The sequence below is a fragment of the Pseudomonas sp. K8 genome, assembly GCF_014889455.1.
In the GTDB taxonomy this organism is placed as follows: Bacteria; Pseudomonadota; Gammaproteobacteria; order Pseudomonadales; family Pseudomonadaceae; genus Aquipseudomonas; species Aquipseudomonas veronii.
The window spans coordinates 148,399-167,635 of record NZ_VJWO01000009.1; the positions used below are offsets into that span (position 1 = coordinate 148,399).

18 protein-coding genes are annotated in these 19,237 nt (G+C 61.7%); 8 read left to right on the top strand and 10 right to left on the bottom strand.

Translation table 11 applies throughout. The annotated features are described in order from the left end of the window. Positions 1-24 precede the first annotated feature (24 nt). From choV to INT12_RS09530, 3 genes are all read right to left on the bottom strand, one after another. Positions 25-1,203, bottom strand: a complete 1,179-nt coding sequence (gene choV / locus INT12_RS09520; RefSeq protein ID WP_104904321.1) for a choline ABC transporter ATP-binding protein — start codon at positions 1,201-1,203, stop codon at positions 25-27. Next, positions 1,200-2,045, bottom strand: coding sequence for a choline ABC transporter permease subunit (choW, locus tag INT12_RS09525; RefSeq protein WP_017844934.1), 846 nt, complete (start codon positions 2,043-2,045; stop codon positions 1,200-1,202). Before choW ends, choV begins: the two co-directional genes overlap by 4 nt. A gap of 69 nt (positions 2,046-2,114) precedes the next feature. Further along, entirely contained in the window at positions 2,115-3,062 is a 948-nt protein-coding gene (locus tag INT12_RS09530; protein ID WP_017844933.1) for a choline ABC transporter substrate-binding protein, read from the bottom strand. A gap of 415 nt (positions 3,063-3,477) precedes the next feature. Between INT12_RS09530 and INT12_RS09535 the strand changes: the two genes are divergently transcribed. Both INT12_RS09535 and INT12_RS09540 read left to right on the top strand, forming a co-directional pair. After that, positions 3,478-4,854 carry an L-serine ammonia-lyase gene (locus tag INT12_RS09535; RefSeq protein ID WP_017844932.1) on the top strand — a complete coding sequence of 459 codons (1,377 nt, stop codon included), beginning with the start codon at positions 3,478-3,480 and terminating at the stop codon, positions 4,852-4,854. A 523-nt stretch (positions 4,855-5,377) separates the two neighbouring features. After that, a complete protein-coding gene (locus tag INT12_RS09540; protein ID WP_017844931.1) occupies positions 5,378-6,481 on the top strand; it encodes a GlxA family transcriptional regulator in 1,104 nt (367 codons plus the stop codon). A gap of 94 nt (positions 6,482-6,575) precedes the next feature. Here the strand turns inward: INT12_RS09540 and INT12_RS09545 are convergent, their stop codons facing one another. The 5 genes from INT12_RS09545 to INT12_RS09565 form a co-directional block, all read right to left on the bottom strand. Next, positions 6,576-6,839, bottom strand: a complete 264-nt coding sequence (locus INT12_RS09545) for a hypothetical protein (protein ID WP_017844930.1) — start codon at positions 6,837-6,839, stop codon at positions 6,576-6,578. Positions 6,840-6,936: 97 nt separating this feature from the next. After that, positions 6,937-7,434, bottom strand: coding sequence for a thioesterase family protein (locus tag INT12_RS09550; protein ID WP_046487925.1), 498 nt, complete (start codon positions 7,432-7,434; stop codon positions 6,937-6,939). Positions 7,435-7,447: 13 nt separating this feature from the next. Further along, positions 7,448-8,413 carry an L-carnitine dehydrogenase gene (locus INT12_RS09555; protein ID WP_046381800.1) on the bottom strand — a complete coding sequence of 322 codons (966 nt, stop codon included), beginning with the start codon at positions 8,411-8,413 and terminating at the stop codon, positions 7,448-7,450. 147 nt (positions 8,414-8,560) lie between these two features. Continuing rightward, positions 8,561-9,448 (bottom strand): 3-keto-5-aminohexanoate cleavage protein, encoded by an 888-nt coding sequence (locus INT12_RS09560; protein ID WP_017844927.1) that lies wholly within the window; start codon positions 9,446-9,448, stop codon positions 8,561-8,563. Between the two features lie 87 nt (positions 9,449-9,535). Then, on the bottom strand, positions 9,536-10,480 hold the full coding sequence (locus INT12_RS09565; RefSeq protein WP_017844926.1) for a choline ABC transporter substrate-binding protein: 945 nt from the start codon (positions 10,478-10,480) through the stop codon (positions 9,536-9,538). A 193-nt stretch (positions 10,481-10,673) separates the two neighbouring features. Between INT12_RS09565 and INT12_RS09570 the strand changes: the two genes are divergently transcribed. Both INT12_RS09570 and INT12_RS09575 read left to right on the top strand, forming a co-directional pair. Continuing rightward, positions 10,674-11,618 carry a GlxA family transcriptional regulator gene (locus INT12_RS09570; RefSeq protein WP_017844925.1) on the top strand — a complete coding sequence of 315 codons (945 nt, stop codon included), beginning with the start codon at positions 10,674-10,676 and terminating at the stop codon, positions 11,616-11,618. A gap of 68 nt (positions 11,619-11,686) precedes the next feature. Further along, entirely contained in the window at positions 11,687-12,865 is a 1,179-nt protein-coding gene (locus INT12_RS09575; protein ID WP_104904324.1) for an AAA family ATPase, read from the top strand. Positions 12,866-13,306: 441 nt separating this feature from the next. Here INT12_RS09575 and INT12_RS09580 read toward each other — a convergent pair whose 3' ends face one another. After that, positions 13,307-13,723 (bottom strand): DUF3010 family protein, encoded by a 417-nt coding sequence (locus INT12_RS09580; RefSeq protein WP_193039863.1) that lies wholly within the window; start codon positions 13,721-13,723, stop codon positions 13,307-13,309. A gap of 202 nt (positions 13,724-13,925) precedes the next feature. Here INT12_RS09580 and INT12_RS09585 point away from each other — a divergent pair, with 202 nt between their 5' ends. Beyond that, complete coding sequence (locus tag INT12_RS09585) at positions 13,926-14,888, top strand: tyrosinase family protein (protein ID WP_017849537.1); 963 nt, start codon at positions 13,926-13,928, stop codon at positions 14,886-14,888. Positions 14,889-14,928: 40 nt separating this feature from the next. On the opposite strand, the gene INT12_RS09590 is transcribed toward INT12_RS09585, so the two are convergent. After that, entirely contained in the window at positions 14,929-15,330 is a 402-nt protein-coding gene (locus INT12_RS09590; RefSeq protein ID WP_017849538.1) for a lysozyme inhibitor LprI family protein, read from the bottom strand. Between the two features lie 219 nt (positions 15,331-15,549). Between INT12_RS09590 and INT12_RS09595 the strand changes: the two genes are divergently transcribed. Genes INT12_RS09595 through dgcA form a run of 3 tightly spaced genes read left to right on the top strand, consistent with a single transcriptional unit; the run spans position 15,550 to position 19,186 of the window. Beyond that, positions 15,550-16,527 (top strand): dipeptidase, encoded by a 978-nt coding sequence (locus tag INT12_RS09595; protein WP_193039864.1) that lies wholly within the window; start codon positions 15,550-15,552, stop codon positions 16,525-16,527. Between the two features lie 51 nt (positions 16,528-16,578). Continuing rightward, a complete protein-coding gene (locus INT12_RS09600) occupies positions 16,579-17,109 on the top strand; it encodes a DUF5943 domain-containing protein (protein WP_193039865.1) in 531 nt (176 codons plus the stop codon). A 16-nt stretch (positions 17,110-17,125) separates the two neighbouring features. Beyond that, the gene (gene dgcA / locus INT12_RS09605) at positions 17,126-19,186 is read left to right on the top strand and encodes a dimethylglycine demethylation protein DgcA (RefSeq protein ID WP_017849541.1); all 2,061 of its coding nucleotides are present in this window, start codon (positions 17,126-17,128) and stop codon (positions 19,184-19,186) included. The last annotated feature ends 51 nt before the right edge of the window (positions 19,187-19,237 follow it).

Consider the following 19,237-nt stretch of genomic DNA (forward strand, 5'->3'; position numbering starts at 1 on the left):
CTCCAATGGGTTATGCGGTGTTTGTTAGCCCAGGTTCTTGCCCAGCAGGGCATGGTAGAGCTCGCTGTCCCCCAGGATCCCCACCACCTGGTTGTTGTCGTGCAACACCAGCTTGTTGCCCGTCTGGTAGCGGATCTGCAGCGCATCGCGCATGCCGATATTCGAGTCCACCAGTGTCGGCAGGCGGCCCAGGCCTTCCACGGGTTGCCCCGGTGCCCAGTTCTGCAGGTTCATCACCGCGCCATTCTGGCGTGCGCCCCGGATGGTGTTGCCTTCGGCCAGGTCGAGCCACGAGTCGCCGCCCGGATCGAGGCACACCGAGCCGTTGATGCGTTTGCAGTTGTCCAGCGTCCGCATCAGGCTGCGCCCGCACAGCACGTTCAGCGGGTTGGTATGTGCGACGAAGGTACGCACATAATCGTCCGCCGGGTTCAGCACGATCTCTTCCGGCACGCTGTACTGGATGATCTTGCCGTCTTTCATGATCGCGATGCGGCTGCCGAGCTTGAGGGCTTCGTCGAGGTCGTGGCTGACGAACACGATGGTCTTGCTCAGCTTGTTTTGCAGCTCCAGCAACTCGTCCTGCAGGCCTTGGCGGATCAGCGGGTCGAGGGCGGAGAAGGGTTCGTCCATCAGCAGGATGTCGGCGTCCATCGCCAACGCCCGCGCCAGGCCGACGCGCTGCTGCATGCCGCCGGAGAGTTCGTCCGGCTTCTTGTTACGCCATTGGCTCAGGCCCACCAGTTCGAGCTTTTCGTCCACCAGCTTGCGCCGGTCTTTCTCCGGGCGGCCCTGCATTTCGAGGCCGAAGCTGATGTTCTCGCGCACGGTCAGCCAGGGCATCAGGGCGAACTTCTGGAATACCATGGCGATGCGTTTGGTACGCATCATTTTCAGCTCGGCCGGGGTGCAGGAGGCGATGTCGATCTGGCGCCCTTCATGCTCGACGAACAACTGGCCACGGCTGACGGTGTTGAGGCCGTTGATGCAGCGCAGCAGGCTCGACTTGCCGGAGCCCGACAGGCCCATCAGCACACAGATCTCGCCTTTTTCCACATCCAGGCTGGCTTTTTCAACGCCGACGATCTGGCCGGTCTTTTTCAGGATCTCGTTACGGCTCATGCCCTGGTCCAGCAGCTTGAGCGCTTCGCGTGGGTCTTTGGAAAAGATCACGTCGACATTGTCGAATCGGATAATGCTCATGCATCACCCCCTACTCTGGCGTCGGGTTGTTTGCAGATGCGGTCGAGCATGATGGCCAGCAGCACGATCGCCAGGCCGGCTTCAAAGCCCAGGGCGATGTCGGCGGTGTTCAGTGCGTTGACCACCGGCTTGCCGAGGCCATCGGCACCCACCAGGGCGGCGATCACCACCATCGACAGCGACAGCATGATGCATTGGGTAATGCCGGCAGCAATGCTCGGCATGGCGTGGGGCAGTTCAATGCGCGAGAGCAATTGACGGCGCGAGCAGCCGAAGGCTTTGCCGGCGTCCATCAACTCTTGCGGTACATCACGGATACCCAGGTAGGTCAGGCGGATCGGCGCGGCAATCGCGAACACCACCGTGGAAATCAACCCGGGCACCACACCCAGCCCGAAGAGGGTCAGGGTAGGGATGAGGTAGACGAAGGTCGGTACGGTCTGCATCAGATCGAGCACCGGCCGCATCAGGGTGTAGAACATCGGTTTGTGCGCGGCAACAATGCCCAGCGGCACGCCGATGACCACGCAGACCAGGGTGGCGAACAGCACCTGCGCGAGGGTTTCCATGGTTTCCTGCCAGTACCCCAGGTTGAGGATCAGCAGGAAGGAGGCGATGACAAAAACAGTCAGGCCCCATTTACGTTGAATGAAGTGAGCCAGCAGCGCAATCAGACCGATCAATGCCAGCGGATTGAACCAGGTCAGCGCGAACGTCACGCCGTGGATCATCGTTTCCAGGGTCGATGCGATTGCGTCGAAGTAGTTGGCACCGTGTTGGGTCAACCATTCGACGAAGGCAGCGATGTACTGGCCTAGTGGGATTTTCTGTTCAGTCAGCATGGTAGTGAATGTCCACATGCGAAGGGGAAAACATCCCGGGCCAGCGCACCAGCCCGGGGTCAGCAGGGATTACTTGGCGAGGTAAGCTTTGACGGCCTCCAGACCTGGTTTGCCATCGACGGTGGTGACACCGGCAAGCCAGGTATCGAGCACTTGCGGGTTCTTCTTCAGCCAGGCCTTGGCCGCGGCGTCGGGTTTCATCTTGTCGTCCAGGACGTTACCCATCAGGGTGCTTTCCATGTTCAGGGTGAACGACAGGTTTTTCAGCAACTGGCCGACGTTGCTGCATTCCTGGGTGTAGCCCTTGCGCACGTTGGTGTAGATGGTGGCCTGGCCGTAGTTGGGACCGAACGAGTCGTCACCCCCGGTCAGGTATTTCATCTTGAAGCGGGTGTTCATCGGGTGCGGTTCCCAGCCGAGGAACACGATGGCCTTGCCGCGCTTGGTGGCGCGTTCGACCTGCGACAGCATCCCGGCTTCGCTGGACTCGACGACTTTGAAACCGGCCGACTTCAAGCCGAACGCGTCCTTGTCGATCAGGGTTTGAATGGTGCGGTTGCCGTCGTTGCCGGGTTCGATGCCGTAGATTTTGCCTTCCAGCTCATCCTTGAATTTGGCGATATCGGCGAAGTCTTTCAGGCCTTTGTCATACAGCGCCTCGGGAACGGCCAGGGTGTACTTGGCGTTTTCCAGGTTGGCGCGCACGGTTTCCACGGTGCCGGCATCACGGTATGCCTTGATGTCGTTTTCCATGGTCGGCATCCAGTTGCCGAGGAAGATGTCCATGTTCTTGCCGTCGGCCAGGGACTTGTAGGTCACCGGCACCGAAATCATCGTGGTGCGCGGCTTGTAGCCGAGGCCCTTGAGGATTTCGCTGGTGGTCGCGGTCGTGACGGTGATGTCGGTCCAGCCGACATCGGAGAAGTTGACGGTCTGACATTGTGCCGGTTCTGCAGCGTGCGCCAGGACTGGCAGACTCAGCATGGCGGCCAACAACAACGAGGGTGAACCTTTCATGGGGCTAGACTCCTGTGTACTTTCTGGCGGCATTCGCCGCGCTTTATAAGTGTTGCGGTTGGAACGTGCTTTGAGGCGGCGGCACGGTGCCTTGCCAACGAGTCGAGACTGATCATGTACCAGTGAAAATCTGACGCCTACAGGGGGCGTCGTATCCAGTACAGGCAGGGTCGCATCCAGTGTCGGTGACGTCGTTTACAGATTTTTCCTAAGGTAAAACCGCTGTTTTTACCCATCTGCACCGCTAAAAACGCCCAAAACAGGCCCTTGTTCGTGAGCGACGCTGATGAGCATGGTTGCGTCGGTGTGAGACGCCGTGATGGCGGATAAAAGCCTGATGATGCCGCCATCTGGGCGATCTGAGCGTAGCACCTCGTTCAAGCCTGGCCTGTGCTTATCGAGGAGTTCCACGGCAATGGCTATCAGTGTTTTCGACCTGTTCAAGATCGGCATCGGGCCTTCGAGTTCTCACACCGTCGGCCCCATGCGCGCCGCAGCGTTGTTCGTTCAACGGTTGCGTGAACGTGAATGGTTGGAACAGGTGCGGCGCGTCGAAGTTCAGCTCTACGGCTCATTGTCGGCCACCGGCATCGGCCACGGCAGCGACACCGCAACCATCATGGGCCTGATGGGCGAGTGGCCGGACGCAATCGATCCGGCGCAGATCGGCCTGCGTATCCATACTCTGCGCGAGACCGACACGCTGCTGCTGGACGGGCGTTTACCGGTGCCTTTCGTGTGGGCGCGGGACATGCGCCTGCTCGACGAAAACCTACCGTTCCACCCCAATGCCATGACCCTGGTGGTGTTCGGTGCTGACGGCGAGTTGCACCGCGACACCTACTACTCCGTCGGCGGCGGCTTTGTGGTGGATGAAGCCCAGGCGCAAAGCGGCGTGGCGGATATGGACCGCAGCGCATTGCCCTATGAATTCTCCAGCGCGGTGGAGCTGCTGCAACTGTGCAAGAGCCATAACCTGCGCGTCGCCGAGCTGATGCTGGCCAACGAAAAAGTCTGGCGCTCCGAGGATGAAATCCGCAGCGGCCTGATGACGCTCTGGCGCGCCATGCAGGCGTGCGTCGAGCAGGGCCTCAAGCACGAAGGCATCCTGCCCGGCGGCCTGAATGTGCGCCGTCGCGCCGCCAAGTTGCACCGCAGTTTGCTGGAGTTGAGCAAACCCAACGTGATCGGCTCGACCTTGAGCGCGATGGAGTGGGTCAACCTGTTCGCCCTCGCGGTCAACGAAGAAAACGCCGCCGGCGGGCGCATGGTCACCGCGCCGACCAATGGCGCGGCGGGGATCATCCCGGCGGTGCTGCACTACTTTATGAAGTTCAGCGACGACGTCACCGAAGCCAACGTGGTCGACTACCTGCTCAGCGCGGCGGCGGTGGGCATTCTGTGCAAGAAGAACGCCTCGATCTCCGGCGCCGAAGTCGGCTGCCAGGGCGAGGTCGGCTCAGCCTGCGCCATGGCGGCGGCGGGGTTGGCGGAGATCCTCGGCGCCACCCCGGAGCAACTGTGCAACGCCGCCGAAATCGGCCTGGAACACAACCTCGGCCTGACCTGCGACCCGGTGGGCGGCCTGGTACAAGTGCCGTGTATCGAGCGCAACGCGATTGCCGCGGTGAAGGCGATCAACGCCGCGCAGATGGCCCTGCGCGGCGACGGCCAGCACTTTATCTCCCTCGACCGGGTGATCCGCACCATGCGCGATACGGGGGCGGACATGCATGACAAGTACAAAGAGACGTCGCGGGGTGGGTTGGCGGTCAGTGCGGTTGAGTGTTGAGACCGCGTCGCCGCTATCGGGGGCAAGCCCCCTCCCACATTTTGAATTGTGAACTCGGTCGAGTGTGGGAGGGGCGGTGCGACGATTCGACTTGCCCCCGATAGCGCCAGTCCAAACAACCCTGCTCATAAAGTGAACACCAAAACCAAAAGCGCCACCTTTTAGCGCGTCGCAAACAGATAAGTAGCCCCCAAACGATTTCCCCTCCGACCACCCGTCACCCGTGCCTGCGGTGACAGACGCTTGCTTCGCCCTCAAAGCGCCTACCCACAAGTGCTACCGATCTGCTCACAGCCCTTGAACGGGGCCGTTTGCGCCGCCGATTCGGGGCATATTCCGCACTTCGTACAGGGGCTTGTCTAGACACATCAAGAGGTCGTTTTCAGGAGTTATTGAATGGCCATTCAAATTTAGGCATGGCAATTGCTCTATCAACTCAACGCCTCTCTCTGCATCAGAGACGAGCGCAATAACAAGAGCCTCGCCTGAGGCCATCACCCGCTTTGTGTGAGGAGATACCGCGATGACGTCGTTCAACTCCGGGGCCCAACCCCAGAACCGTGCGCCTCAATCCATCGGCTTTCTGCTGCTGGACAATTTCACGCTGATTTCCCTGGCTTCGGCAGTGGAACCGCTGCGCATGGCCAACCAGTTGTCCGGGCGCGAGTTGTATCGCTGGACAACCCTGAGTGTCGACGGCAACCAGGTGTGGGCCAGCGACGGTCTGCAAATCACCCCCGATGCCGCCATGCACAAAGCCCCGGCCCTGGACACCGTCATCGTGTGCGGCGGCGTGGGTATCCAGCGCACCGTCACCCGTGAACATGTGTCGTGGCTGCAAAGCCAGGCGCGTCAGTCCCGTCGCCTCGGCGCGGTATGTACCGGCAGTTGGGCCCTGGCCTGCGCCGGGCTGCTCGATGGCTTCGATTGCAGCGTGCACTGGGAATGCCTGGCGTCGATGCAGGAAGCCTTCCCGCGCGTGTCGATGAGCACCCGCCTGTTCACCCTCGACCGCAACCGCTTCACCAGCTCCGGCGGCACCGCGCCGCTGGACATGATGCTGCACCTGATCAGCCGCGACCACGGCCGTGAACTGTCGGCGGCGATCTCCGAGATGTTCGTGTACGAGCGCATCCGCAACGAACAGGATCACCAGCGTGTGCCGCTCAAGCACATGCTCGGCACCAACCAGCCGAAGTTGCAGGAAATCGTCGCGCTGATGGAAGCCAACCTCGAAGAGCCGATCGACCTGGATGAGCTGGCGGTGTACGTCGCCGTGTCGCGGCGCCAGCTGGAGCGGCTGTTCCAGAAATACCTGCACTGCTCGCCGTCGCGCTACTACCTCAAGCTGCGCCTGATTCGCGCACGGCAGTTGCTCAAGCAAACGCCGATGTCGATCATCGAAGTGGCGTCGGTGTGCGGGTTCGTGTCCACGCCGCACTTCTCCAAGTGCTACCGCGAATACTTCGGTATTCCGCCACGGGATGAGCGCGTCGGTTCCAACACCACCCAGCAGGTGGCGATGATGCCGATTCCGCCGGCGTTGGTGTTGTCCCCGTTGTCGGGGCCGATGTCGGCGTTGAGCCAGGCGCGCAATGAGTCGACGTTTGCCAGTGTGAGGCTCTAGACCGAGTCGCCTGCATCGGGGGCAAGCCCCCTCCCACATTTGACTGTATTCACAATTCGAGTGTGGGAGGGGGCTTGCCCCCGATAGCGGTCTGTCAGACGCCGGAGTTCTGTTTGAACTGCATCAGCGCCGGCAATAACTGCCTGTCGATCGCCTGCCGCACCGCCGGCAGAATCGTCGCACTGCCGCTGTACATCTGCTCGACCATGCCCTTGAGCGCCTTGGCCCGCGCTTCGCTCAAACCGCGTACCGCACACTCACAGGCCTGCTCGGCGCTGGCGCCGCTGGACACCTCGAAACCGAGCGAGCGCAGTTTGCTCAGCAGGTCATCCTGGTCAATCAAATCCGCATGCATCATGACGTTTATCCTGGTGAAGGGAGCGGGGGGATCGATCTGGATTCTGGTAGCCGACCAGGCGGTCGGCAAGGGCAGAATGCACGAATGGCTCGGATGGCTATGAACAGGTCGTTTTCGGGCCATTTGGCGCGGGCAGGCCAATGACGCGGCCGAGGAGGGCGGGAGTGGGCAGGTCGACTTGCGTGGCGCGGATGGCCGCGAGGCGTTCCAGTGTCGCCTCGGTGAACGGCGCCGAGCGCGGCCCGGCGAGGTCGACGTGCAGCAGCATCTGTTCGTTGCCCGCCAGTTCCTTGTCGTCGCTCACCCGGTGCAGGCTGTGATAGAGGTGCAGGCGCTTGGCATCGTGGGCGATCAGTTGGGTCCGCACCTCCACGTCGGCGCCGAGTTTCACTTCGTGCAGGTAGTTCAGGTGCAGCTCCAGGGTGAACAGCGAATGGCCGCTGGCGGCGCGGTTTTCGCTGTCCAGGCCGAGGGTGTCCATCAACGCGTCGGTGGCGTAGCTGAAGATCAGCAGGTAGAACGCGTCGCGCAGGTGGCCGTTGTAGTCGACCCAGTCGGGGTGGACCTGGGTGGTGTAGGTGGTCAGTGCAGGCATGCTGGGGGTTTCCTTATTCGGCGAAGGTCATGCCGTGCTTGGCTTTAGTGGTCTTCACCGCTTCCAGCACCGCCAACAGACAATCATCACGATAGCGCTCCAGCGCCGAAATGCTGTGGTTACCCAACTGCTCGCGGGTGCCGTCGACCACATCGTCGATCAACTTGTCGGTCAGCTCCGGCGCCGGCAGGTGGGTCCACGGCAACTGCAACGCCGGGCCGAACTGCGCCATGAAGTGCCGCATCCCGGCATCGCCGCCGGCCAGGGTGTAGGTCAGGAACGTGCCCATGAACGACCAGCGCAAGCCGGCGCCAAAACGGATTGCGTCGTCGATCTCGCCGGTGGTGGCAACGCCATCGTTGACCAGGTGCAGCGCCTCACGCCACAGGGCTTCGAGCAGGCGGTCGGCGATAAAACCGGGGACTTCCTTGCGCACATGCAACGGGCGCATGCCGAGGGATTCATACACCTGGATCGCCGCCTGGATCGCCTCGGGCGCGGTGTGTTTGCCGCCCACCACTTCCACCAGCGGCAGCAGGTACACCGGGTTGAACGGGTGACCGACGACGCAGCGTTCAGGGTGGGTCGAGCCTTCATAGAATTCGCTGGGCAACAGGCCCGAGGTACTGGAGCCGATCAACGCATTCGGCTTGGCGGCCGCGCTGATTTTGCTGTGCAGCTCCAGTTTCAGCTCCAGGCGTTCCGGGGCGCTTTCCTGGATGAAGTCGGCGTCTTTCACGCACGCCTCGATCGTGGCGACAAAACGCAGGCGGTCCTGCGATGCGCCGGGAGCCAGGCCTTGTTTCTCCAGGGCGCCCCAGGCATTGGCGACGCGTTGGCGCAGCGCGGCTTCGGCACCGGGCGCCGGGTCCCAGGCCACCACATCGAGGCCGTGGGCCAGGGCGCGGGACACCCAACCGCTGCCGATCACACCGCTGCCGAGGGCGGCGAAGGTTTTGATATCTGTAATAAAACGCATGGCGACATTCCTGAATAAGGTGATGTTCCCCTGTGGGAGGGGGCTTGCCCCCGATAGCGGTGTACCAGTCGATGCATTCGCTGCTGATACACCGCTATCGGGGGCAAGCCCCCTCCCACAGGTTTTGATTCGGTTTGGGTTGGGGGGTTAGCCGCGTTTTTTGAGGCCCATTTTCAGGCGCCCTTCGGCCGGGGTCATGACCCGCGCGCCCAGGCGGCTGAGGATTTCACTGGCGCGTTCCACCAGTTGACCGTTGGTGGCCAGCACGCCTTTGTCCAGCCACAGGTTGTCTTCCAGCCCGACGCGCACGTTGCCGCCGAGCAGCACCGCCTGCGCCGCCATCGGCATTTGCATGCGGCCGATGCCGAAGCCGGCCCACACCGCGTCGGCAGGCAGGTTGTCGACCATGGCTTTCATGGTGGTGGTGTCGGCCGGCGCGCCCCACGGGATGCCCAGGCACAGTTGGAACAGCGGGTCGTCGAGCAGGCCTTCCTTGATCATCTGCTTGGCGAACCACAGGTGGCCGGTGTCGAAGATTTCCAGCTCGGCTTTTACGCCCAGTGCCTGAATGCGTTTGGCGCCGGCCCGCAGTTGCGCCGGGGTGGACACGTAAATGGTGTCACCATCGCCGAAGTTCAGCGTGCCGCAGTCCAGCGTGCAGATTTCCGGCAGCAGCGCTTCCACATGGGCCAGGCGGGTCAGCGGGCCGACCAGGTCGGTGTTGGGGCCGAATGCCATGGGCGTCTCGCCGCCGCCGATCTCCAGGTCGCCGCCCATGCCGGCGGTGAGGTTGACGATGATGTCGATGTCGGCCTCACGGATACGCTCCATCACTTCGCGGTACAAGGCGACGTCGCGGCTGAACTTGCCGGTCTCGGGGTTGCGCACATGGCAGTGAACGACAGTGGCGCCAGCCTTGGCGGCTTCCACGGCGGCGGCGGCGATTTGTTTGGGGGTGACCGGTACATGGGGGCTTCTGGCGCTCGTGTCGCCAGCACCGGTGAGTGCGCAGGTGATGATGACGTCGTGGTTCATGGGGCAGGTTCCTTACAGGCGTGATTTCAAGGCGTAGCGAGGCCGTTCGCGGTCAGGCACGACCGCGAAACGGTGCGTCGAATACCGTTATTTGCTGGTCAGTTGCAGGTTGGCGGCCGCCGGTTTGCCGTCGAAGGTGGTCACGCCTTCGAGCCAGCGCGCCTGGTCTTGCGGGTGGTCCTTGAGCCACTGCTTGGCGGACTCGAAGGCGTCCTTGTGTTCCAGCAACGGCTGCATCATTCGGCTCTCGTCGGCGGCGGTGAAGGTCAGGTTGGTCAGCAGCTTGTGGACGTTGGGGCACTGCTCGGCATAGGTCGGCGAGGTGACGCTCCACACGGTGGCCATGCCTTCGTTCGGGCCCAGGGCATCTTCGCTGCCGGTGAGGTAGGTCATCGCGATGTTGACGTTCATCGGGTGCGGCGCCCAGCCGAAGAACACCACGGCTTCCTTGCGACGCACCGCGCGGTCGACGGCGGCGAGCATGCCCGCTTCGCTGGACTCCACCAGCTGGAATTTGCCCAGGCCGAACTGGTTCTTGGCGATCATCGCCTTGATCTGGGTGTTGGCACCCGAGCCCGGCTCGATGCCGTAGAGCTTGCCGCCCAGTTCTTTCTCGAACCTGGCGATGTCGGCGAAGGTTTTCAGGCCTTTGTCGGCCAGATAAGTCGGCACCGCCAGGGTCGCACGCGCGTCTTCCAGGCTCGGTTTATCGAGGACCTTGACCTGCTTGGCGTCGACGAACGGGGCGATGGTCTGGGTCATCAGCGGGTTCCAGTAGCCGAGGAACAAATCCAGGCGCTGGTCGCGGATGCCGGCGAAGATGATTTGCTGGGACGCGCTGGTCTGTTTGGTCTTGTAGCCGAGGCCATCGAGCAACACTTGGGTCATGGCGCTGGTGGCGATCACGTCGGTCCAGTTCACCACGCCCATACGCACGTTCTGGCAGGATGGCGCATCGGCCGCGAAGACGCTGGTACTCAAGATGGCGCTGGCGCTGAATGCGAGCACGCAGCGGCTGATCAGTCGGTTCATGGTGGTTCCCTCGGCAGGTCGTTATTGTGGGGGCCGGCGTCTTTGTGCGCCGTGGGGTCACGTTACGCAGCTTGAGGGGCGACAAAACGCACGGCGGCGACCCGCTCTTGCACTGCAGCGACCTGTGCTCTTGAATGGGCCGTTGAACTGGCGTATCACAGTGACCACGCTGCCGGTCCTACGAGAGCGCACCATGTCCCAGGATTTCTACTTTCTGCTGATGCCAGGGTTCTCGGCCATCGGCTTTATCTCCGCGCTCGAACCGCTGCGCGTGGCCAACCGCTTTCGTGGCGAGTTGTACCGCTGGCATGTGTTGAGCGCGGACGGCGGCGCGGTGCTGGCGAGCAATGGCATGTCGGTCAACGCCGACGCGGCGCTGGAGCCGCTGAAAAAAGGCGCGACGCTGATGGTGGTCGCCGGTTTCGAACCGCTTGAATTCGCCACCCCGGCCCTCGAACATTGGCTGCGCCGCCTCGACCATGACGGTGTGACCCTCGGCGCCATCGACACCGGCGCCTGCATCCTGGCCGAGGCCGGGCTGCTCGACGGCCACCGCCTGACCCTGCACTGGGAAGCCATCGACGCCTTCAAGGAAGCCTATCCGCACCTGAGCGTGACCCAGGAACTGTTCGAGATCGACCGCCGCCGCATTACCTGCGCCGGCGGCACCGCTTCCATCGACTTGATGCTCGACCTGATCGCCCAGGCCCACGGCCCCGACCTGGCGATCCAGGTCTCCGAGCAATTCGTGCTCGGGCGCATCCGCCCGCGCAAAGACCACCAGCGCATGCAGATCGCCACGCGCTACGGCATCAACAACAAGAAGTTGGTGCAGGTGATCGGCGAGATGGAACAACACACCGAACCGCCGTTGAGCACCCTGGCCCTGGCCGAGGCGATCAAAGTCACGCGGCGCCAGTTGGAGCGGCTGTTTCGCCTGCATCTGAACGACACGCCGAGCAACTTCTACCTCGGCCTGCGCCTGGAAAAAGCGCGGCAGTTGTTGCGCCAGAGCGACATGAGCGTGCTGGAAGTGAGCCTTGCCTGCGGCTTTGAGTCGCCGTCGTATTTCACCCGCAGCTATCGGGCGCGGTTTGCCAAGTGTCCGCGGGAGGATCGGCGACGGGAGGTGGTTTGACCGGCGATTATAGTCAATTATACTCACGACTATAATTTATAGTTAGTTCAATAATTGAGTATAAAAGCATGTCCAAGCCCAGCGGTTTTGTGTTCCGCCGCCCCACCCTGGCAAGCAGTATTGCCGATGGCCTGGTGGGCGTGGGTATCCAGGATTTCACCTCTGGCCTGTTTCTCGCGGCGCCGCGTCGTACCGGCAAAAGTACTTTTCTGCGCGAAGACCTTCTCCCCGAGTGCCAGGCTCGGGGTTGGCTGACGGTGTATGTGGACCTGTGGGCCGACAAGGAGAAAGATCCCGCCGAGCTGATTTCCAGCGCCATTGCCGGTGCGTTGGTGCCTTTCGAAAAGGGCATCCGCAAACTGGCGAAGAACATCGGCATCGAAAAACTCAGCTTCCTGCGCACCTTGTCCTGGGACTTCACCAAGCCTCAACTGCCCGTGGGCGCGACCCTTACGCAAGCACTGGAATTACTTCACCGCGCCGCCGAGAAAACCGTGGTGCTGGTGATTGATGAAGCCCAGCACGCGCTCACCACCGAAGCGGGCATCAACGCCATGTTCGCCCTCAAGGCCGCACGCGACCAGCTCAACCAGGGCCGCGAAGGCGAGGGCAGTGGCTTACACCTGGTGTTCACCGGCTCTAACCGCGACAAGCTCGCTCATTTGGTGCTGGGCAAAAGCCAGCCGTTCTTCGGCTCCAGCATCACGCCGTTTCCGTTGCTGGGTAAGGCGTTCACTCAGGCTTACACCGCGCATCTCAACGCGCACCTGGCCGAGACCAACCAATTCAACGCGGCGGATATCGACGAAGCGTTTGAGTTGGTAGGCCGGCGCCCCGAGATGCTGCGCACCATCATCGGTGAAGTGGCCCTGGAGTTGGGCGAGGCGAGCAACCTGGGCCAGTTGCTGCACAGCCGCGCGGAAGTGCTGCGCGCCGGCGTCTGGAACGAATTCGAAAGCGCCTGGAACGCCCTCACCCTTGCGCAACGTGCCGTGCTGCAAGTGATGGTGGAGCGTTCGCAACACAATCAACCCTTCGCCCCGTTCACCGACAGCACCCTCACTGCGGTCAGCAAGGCGCTGGAGGAGATGGGCAGCGACGTGGTGCCCGGCACTCAGACCATCCAGGCGTGTATCGATGCCCTGCGTGACAAGGAACTGGTATGGAAGTCCAGCCGCGGCGGTTATGCCCTGGAAGACAAGTCCTTCGGCGACTGGCTGCTGCACAAGCACCGCACACCCGGCTAAACACACCACACAGCCAATGTGGGAGGGGGCAAGCCCCCTCCCACAGTAAATTGTCGGTGTGCCTATTGCTTTATCAGGGCCGAACACGCCGCCTTGAAGGCTTCATGCTGGTACTACACCCCTTCTCCTGTAAGCGACCAAGATCAAATGTGGGAGGGGGCTTGCCCCCGATGACGGTGGATCAGCGGCACCTGAGTGGCTGACACACCGCCATCGGGGGCAAGCCCCCTCCCACACTGAATTGTCGGTGTGCTTATTGCTTTATCAGGGCCGAACACGCCGCCTTGAAGGCTTCATGCTGGTACACCCCTTCTCCTGTAAGCGACAAAGATCAAATGTGGGAGGGGGCTTGCCCCCGATGACGGTGGATCAGCGGCACCTGAGTGGCTGACACACCGCCATCGGGGGCTTGCCCCCTCCCACAGTAAATTGCCGGTGTGCCTATTGCTTTATCAGGGCCGAACACGCCGCCTTGAAGGCTTCATGCTGGTACTTGTTCAGCATCGCCGGCAGATCGAAATTGTGCTTCTTGTTCTGCGCATTGATGGTCTGCGGCGACAGCAGCGTCACTTCAACCCCCTCCAGCAGTTGAAACACCCCTTCAATCTTGAACGTGGTCGGGCCGCCGGCGAATTCGCCTTTTTTGCTGCGCTTCTTGATGGCGATGCGTTCGATGGCGTTGTCCTGCACGAACGCCTTCACCTGGGCGGCGAAGGCTTTGACGTTGGCCGCGTCATCGTCGTCTTCGAGGGCGATTTTCTTGGTGGCCAGGGCGACGTGGGTCAGCGTCTGATTGTTCAGGGAGGCAACGGCGATGATGGCTTCGCTGCCTTTGATTTCGATGCCGCAGAGAGTCATTGGGTCGCCTTGGGGCAAAAAAGAGAGGCCGCAATAGTATCAGGGTCGAGGGCTGAGACGGCCGCCGTCCACCCGTCGGGAACGTGCTCGACCTGTTATTTTTGACAGTAGACCGCCGCGTGCCCGGTCTCATAGATTCCCTGAAGGAGCCTGCCGAGGGTTCCGGCCTGTTCCATGGCTATTCCGACAAGGGAGTTATGCAATGAATATTCGCAAGGAAATTCGCGCACTGACCGCAACGGAACAACTGGAGTTTATCAACACGTTATTGGCGATGAAGCGTTCCGGTGTCTACGACAAGTATGTTCATTGGCATCACGCCGTCATGAAGGCCACGGTCTACCCGAACGAACCCCAAGATCCCAACTACCGTAACGGTGCTCACCGGGGGCCGGCATTTCTGCCGTGGCACCGTGAAATGTTGATGCAGTTCGAGGCGGATCTACAAGCGATCAACGTCGGCGTGACGCTGCCTTATTGGGACTGGACGCAGGATGCGGCCGCCCCTGAACAATCGCCGGTGTGGCGCCAGGGTTTCCTGGGGGGTGATGGCGACCCAGCCGATCAGTTTCGCGTGCAGGATGGGGTCTTTGCCCACAAATACGGGAACTGGCCCGTGCCGTCCTATGACGAAGAGGGTTTGCCCGGGCCAGGCCTCAAACGCCAGTTCGGGCAAGTGATCAGCTCACTGCCAACCGAGGACGACCTGCGAGTGGCGATGAACGAAAGCCTGTATGACGAACCCAATTACAACTCGAGCCCTTTCGTCCGCGGTTTCAGAAACCGCCTGGAAGGCTGGATCACCCAGCGTGGCGATCCTGCTGTCAAAACCTCCGGTTCGCAGCTGCATAACCGTGTGCATTTGTGGATTGGCGGCAATATGTTGCCCATGACCTCACCGGATGACCCGGTGTTCTTCCTGCATCACTGTTTCATCGACAAGATCTGGGCGGACTGGCAGGCGCAGAAACGCCTGGATGAGCCGGACCTGGCCCCGCACTATTGCCCCATGCAGGACGGTCCGCCGGGCCACAACTATGATGATGTGATTAATCCCTGGACCCGCCGGATCAGTGAGGTGATGGATATCGCCGCGCTGGGCTACAGCTATGCGCCCAGCCGCCCATTGACGAAAAGCCCGTTCAAGTCGCCCTTCATGGCCTGACGCCTGTGAAGCGTTCCCGCGTTCAATGCGCGGGAATGCTTCACTCCTGGCCGATCGACTCCAAAAACTCCGACCGCTCATCACTCATCCGCGCCAGGCAATCGTTCAGCGCGATCGCATAGGGCTTGGTGCCGGTCGCCGCCGGGAAGGTGTCCACCGCGCAATCGGCGTCACGTAATTTTTCCCACTTCTGCTGGGCATCCTTCAGACGAGCGGTAATGTCTGCCAGTTGTGACTTGTTGCTGCCATAGGTCGAACCCATGCGCTCCAGCAACCCTTGATAGTTATCCTTGAGCAATTGCTCGGCGGTGGTTTTGTTGTAGGTGGCGCATTCCAGGGTTTGCTTGTCGTTTTCGATGCCGTCGCACGGCGTGCTGTCGGTGTCTTCGGCCGCGTGGACGCCGGTTGCGATGAGTGCCAAAGCCAGGAAAATCGATTTCATTGCGCCGTCTCATATCGGTTGATGCGGGAATTCTGGCCCAAGCGTAAGACAAAGAACAGCCGCCAGACAGACCTGTCTTAGCGACCTTCGTCGCGGATTGACGCTTTCGGCAATTCCCCTGTCGTTTTTGCACCCGGTCCGCTCGGCCCCTCGGCATATGCTGGCCCCAAAGCGCCGGCAGACGATTCGGCGCACGAATCGCCAATAAGGGGACGCCTGATGAGCCCAGCGCAATTACACGCCGACAGCATCGTTATCGACGGGCTGATCATTGCCAAGTGGAACCGCGAGCTGTTCGAGGACATGCGCAAAGGCGGCCTGACCGCCGCCAACTGCACCGTGTCGGTGTGGGAAGGGTTCCAGGCGACGATCAATAACATCGTCGCCAGCCAGACCCTGATCCGCGAGAACAGCGACCTGGTGATCCCGGTGAAAACCACCGCCGACATCCGCAAGGCCAAGGAACAGGGCAAGACCGGCATCATCTTCGGCTTCCAGAACGCCCACGCGTTTGAAGACCAGCTCGGCTACGTCGAGATCTTCAAGCAGCTCGGCGTCGGTGTGGTGCAGATGTGCTACAACACCCAGAACCTGGTCGGCACCGGTTGCTACGAACACGACGGCGGGCTGTCGGGCTTTGGCCGCGAGATCGTCGGCGAGATGAACCGCGTCGGCATCATGTGCGACCTGTCCCACGTCGGCTCCAAGACCAGCGAAGAAGTCATCCTCGAATCGAAAAAACCGGTGTGCTACTCCCACTGCCTGCCCTCCGGGCTCAAGGAACACCCGCGCAACAAGTCCGATGAAGAGCTGAAGTTCATCGCCGACCACGGCGGCTTTGTCGGCGTGACCATGTTCGCGCCGTTCCTGGCCAAGGGTATCGATTCGACCATCGACGACTACGCCGAAGCCATCGAGTACACCATGAACATCGTCGGCGAAGACGCCATCGGCATCGGCACCGACTTCACCCAGGGTCATGGCCAGGATTTCTTCGAAATGCTGACCCATGACAAGGGCTACGCCCGCCGCCTGACCAGCTTCGGCAAGATCATCAACCCGCTGGGCATCCGCACCGTGGGCGAGTTCCCCAACCTCACCGAGACCCTGCTCAAGCGCGGCCACAGCGAACGCGTGGTGCGCAAGATCATGGGCGAGAACTGGGTCAACGTCTTGAAGGACGTGTGGGGCGAATAAGCCAAACACCCACGGGCAACACCACTACGAATTTTCTGGAGTTAAGTTTCCATGGCCAAGATCGCCCCGCAATTGCCTATCGAAGTCGACAGCGAAACCGGTGTCTGGACCTCCGACGCCCTGCCGATGCTGTACGTACCGCGTCATTTCTTCGTCAACAACCACATGGGTATCGAAGAGGTGCTCGGAGCCGAGGCCTACGCCGCGATCCTCTACAAGGCCGGCTACAAATCCGCCTGGCACTGGTGTGAAAAAGAAGCTGAATGCCATGGCCTTGAAGGCGTGGCGGTGTTCGAGCACTACATGAAGCGCCTGTCGCAACGCGGCTGGGGCCTGTTCAAGATCCAGGACATCGACCTGGACAAAGGCACCGCCAGCGTCAAGCTCGAACACTCGGCGTTTGTCTACGTGTACGGCAAGGTCGGGCGCAAGGTCGACTACATGTTCACCGGCTGGTTTGCCGGGGCCATGGACCAGATCCTGCAAGCGCGCGGCAGCGCTATTCGCACCGTGGCCGAACAAGTCTACGGCGGCTCCGAAGAGGGTCATGACGACGGCCTGTTCACCGTCAAGCCGTTGTAAGTCGAGGAACCCTGCCATGGCTTTCGAAGCAATGTTCGCGCCGATCCAGATCGGCAAACTGACCATCCGCAACCGCGTGCTCAGTACCGCCCACGCCGAGGTGTATGCCACCGACGGCGGCATGACCACCGACCGCTATGTGAAGTACTACGAAGAGAAAGCCAAGGGCGGGATCGGCCTGGCCATCTGCGGCGGGTCTTCCAGCGTGGCCATCGACAGCCCGCAAGGCTGGTGGAAATCGGTGAACCTGGCCGACGACCGGATCATCCCGCACTTCCAGAACCTGGCCGATGCCATGCACAAGCATGGCGCCAAGATCATGATCCAGATTACCCACATGGGCCGCCGCTCGCGCTGGGACGGCGAGCATTGGCCGACCCTGCTGTCGCCCTCGGGCATCCGCGAGCCGGTACACCGTGCGACCTGCAAGACCATCGAGCCGGAAGAGATCTGGCGCGTGATCGGCAACTACGCCAGCGCGGCAGCGCGGGCGAAAGCCGGTGGCCTGGACGGCGTGGAGCTGTCGGCGGTGCATCAGCACATGATCGACCAGTTCTGGAGCCCGCGGGTCAACAAGCGCACCGACGAATGGGGCGGCAGCTTTGAAAATCGCATGCGTTTCGGCCTGGAAGTGCTCAAGGCGGTGCGGGCTGAAGTCGGCCCGGATTTCTGCGTCGGCATCCGCCTGTGCGGCGATGAGTTCCACCCGGACGGCTTGTCCCACGAGGACATGAAGCAGATCGCCAAGTATTACGACGACACCGGCATGCTCGATTTTATCGGTGTGGTCGGCTCGGGTTGCGATACCCACAACACCCTGGCCAACGTCATTCCGAACATGAGTTATCCACCGGAGCCGTTCCTGCATCTGGCGGCCGGGATCAAGGAAGTGGTCAAGGCCCCGGTGCTGCATGCGCAGAACATCAAGGACCCGAACCAGGCCACGCGCATCCTCGAAGGCGGCTATGTGGACATGGTCGGCATGACCCGCGCCCACATCGCCGACCCGCACCTGATCGCCAAGATCAAGATGGGCCAGATCGACCAGATCAAACAGTGCGTCGGCGCCAACTATTGCATCGACCGCCAGTACCAGGGCCTGGATGTGCTGTGCATCCAGAACGCCGCGACCTCCCGCGAATACATGGGCGTGCCGCACATCATCGAAAAATCCACCGGGCCCAAGCGCAAGGTGGTGGTGGTCGGCGCCGGGCCAGCGGGGATGGAGGCTGCGCGCGTCGCCGCCGAGCGTGGCCACGACGTGACCCTGTTCGAGAAAAAAGCCTTTATCGGCGGGCAAATCACTACCGCGTCCAAAGCCCCGCAGCGCGACCAGATCGCCGGGATCACCCGTTGGTTCCAACTGGAACTGGCGCGGTTGAACGTCGACCTGCGCCTGGGCGTGGCGGCGGACGCGGCGGCCATCCTCGACCTGCGCCCGGATGTGGTGGTGCTGGCGGTGGGCGGGCATCCGTTCCTGGAGCAGAACGAACACTGGGGCGCGGCCGAAGGCCTGGTGGTCAGCAGCTGGGACGTGCTCGACGGCAAAGTCGCGCCGGGCAAGAACGTGCTGGTCTACGACACCATCTGCGAATTCACCGGCATGTCGGTGGCCGATTTCCTCGCGGACAAGGGCAGCCAGGTCGAGATCGTCACCGACGACATCAAGCCCGGCGTGGCCATCGGCGGTACGTCGTTCCCGACCTACTACCGCAGCATGTACCCCAAGGAAGTGATCATGACCGGCGACATGATGCTGGAAAAGGTCTACCGCGAAGGCGACAAGCTGGTGGCGGTGCTGGAGAACGAATACACCGGCGCCAAAGAGGAGCGGGTGGTCGATCAAGTGGTGGTGGAAAACGGCGTGCGTCCCGATGAGGAGATCTACTACGCCCTCAAGCCCGGCTCGCGCAACAAGGGGCAGATGGACATCGAAGCGCTGTTCGCGATCAAGCCGCAACCGTGCCTGAGCGAAGCGGGCGAGGGCTACTTGCTGTTCCGCATCGGTGACTGTGTGGCGCAGCGCAATACCCACGCCGCGATCTATGACGCCCTGCGCTTGTGCAAGGATTTCTGACCCGACACCGAACCAATGTGTACTCGGTCTGAAAATGTGGGAGGGGGCTTG

Coding starts and splice junctions, on each gene's coding strand:
- choV (WP_104904321.1), bottom strand. CDS start 1,203: ATGAGCATTATCCGATTCGACAATGTCGACGTGATCTTTTCCAAAGAC.
- choW (WP_017844934.1), bottom strand. CDS start 2,045: ATGCTGACTGAACAGAAAATCCCACTAGGCCAGTACATCGCTGCCTTC.
- INT12_RS09530 (WP_017844933.1), bottom strand. CDS start 3,062: ATGAAAGGTTCACCCTCGTTGTTGTTGGCCGCCATGCTGAGTCTGCCA.
- INT12_RS09535 (WP_017844932.1), top strand. CDS start 3,478: ATGGCTATCAGTGTTTTCGACCTGTTCAAGATCGGCATCGGGCCTTCG.
- INT12_RS09540 (WP_017844931.1), top strand. CDS start 5,378: ATGACGTCGTTCAACTCCGGGGCCCAACCCCAGAACCGTGCGCCTCAA.
- INT12_RS09545 (WP_017844930.1), bottom strand. CDS start 6,839: ATGATGCATGCGGATTTGATTGACCAGGATGACCTGCTGAGCAAACTG.
- INT12_RS09550 (WP_046487925.1), bottom strand. CDS start 7,434: ATGCCTGCACTGACCACCTACACCACCCAGGTCCACCCCGACTGGGTC.
- INT12_RS09555 (WP_046381800.1), bottom strand. CDS start 8,413: ATGCGTTTTATTACAGATATCAAAACCTTCGCCGCCCTCGGCAGCGGT.
- INT12_RS09560 (WP_017844927.1), bottom strand. CDS start 9,448: ATGAACCACGACGTCATCATCACCTGCGCACTCACCGGTGCTGGCGAC.
- INT12_RS09565 (WP_017844926.1), bottom strand. CDS start 10,480: ATGAACCGACTGATCAGCCGCTGCGTGCTCGCATTCAGCGCCAGCGCC.
- INT12_RS09570 (WP_017844925.1), top strand. CDS start 10,674: ATGTCCCAGGATTTCTACTTTCTGCTGATGCCAGGGTTCTCGGCCATC.
- INT12_RS09575 (WP_104904324.1), top strand. CDS start 11,687: ATGTCCAAGCCCAGCGGTTTTGTGTTCCGCCGCCCCACCCTGGCAAGC.
- INT12_RS09580 (WP_193039863.1), bottom strand. CDS start 13,723: ATGACTCTCTGCGGCATCGAAATCAAAGGCAGCGAAGCCATCATCGCC.
- INT12_RS09585 (WP_017849537.1), top strand. CDS start 13,926: ATGAATATTCGCAAGGAAATTCGCGCACTGACCGCAACGGAACAACTG.
- INT12_RS09590 (WP_017849538.1), bottom strand. CDS start 15,330: ATGAAATCGATTTTCCTGGCTTTGGCACTCATCGCAACCGGCGTCCAC.
- INT12_RS09595 (WP_193039864.1), top strand. CDS start 15,550: ATGAGCCCAGCGCAATTACACGCCGACAGCATCGTTATCGACGGGCTG.
- INT12_RS09600 (WP_193039865.1), top strand. CDS start 16,579: ATGGCCAAGATCGCCCCGCAATTGCCTATCGAAGTCGACAGCGAAACC.
- dgcA (WP_017849541.1), top strand. CDS start 17,126: ATGGCTTTCGAAGCAATGTTCGCGCCGATCCAGATCGGCAAACTGACC.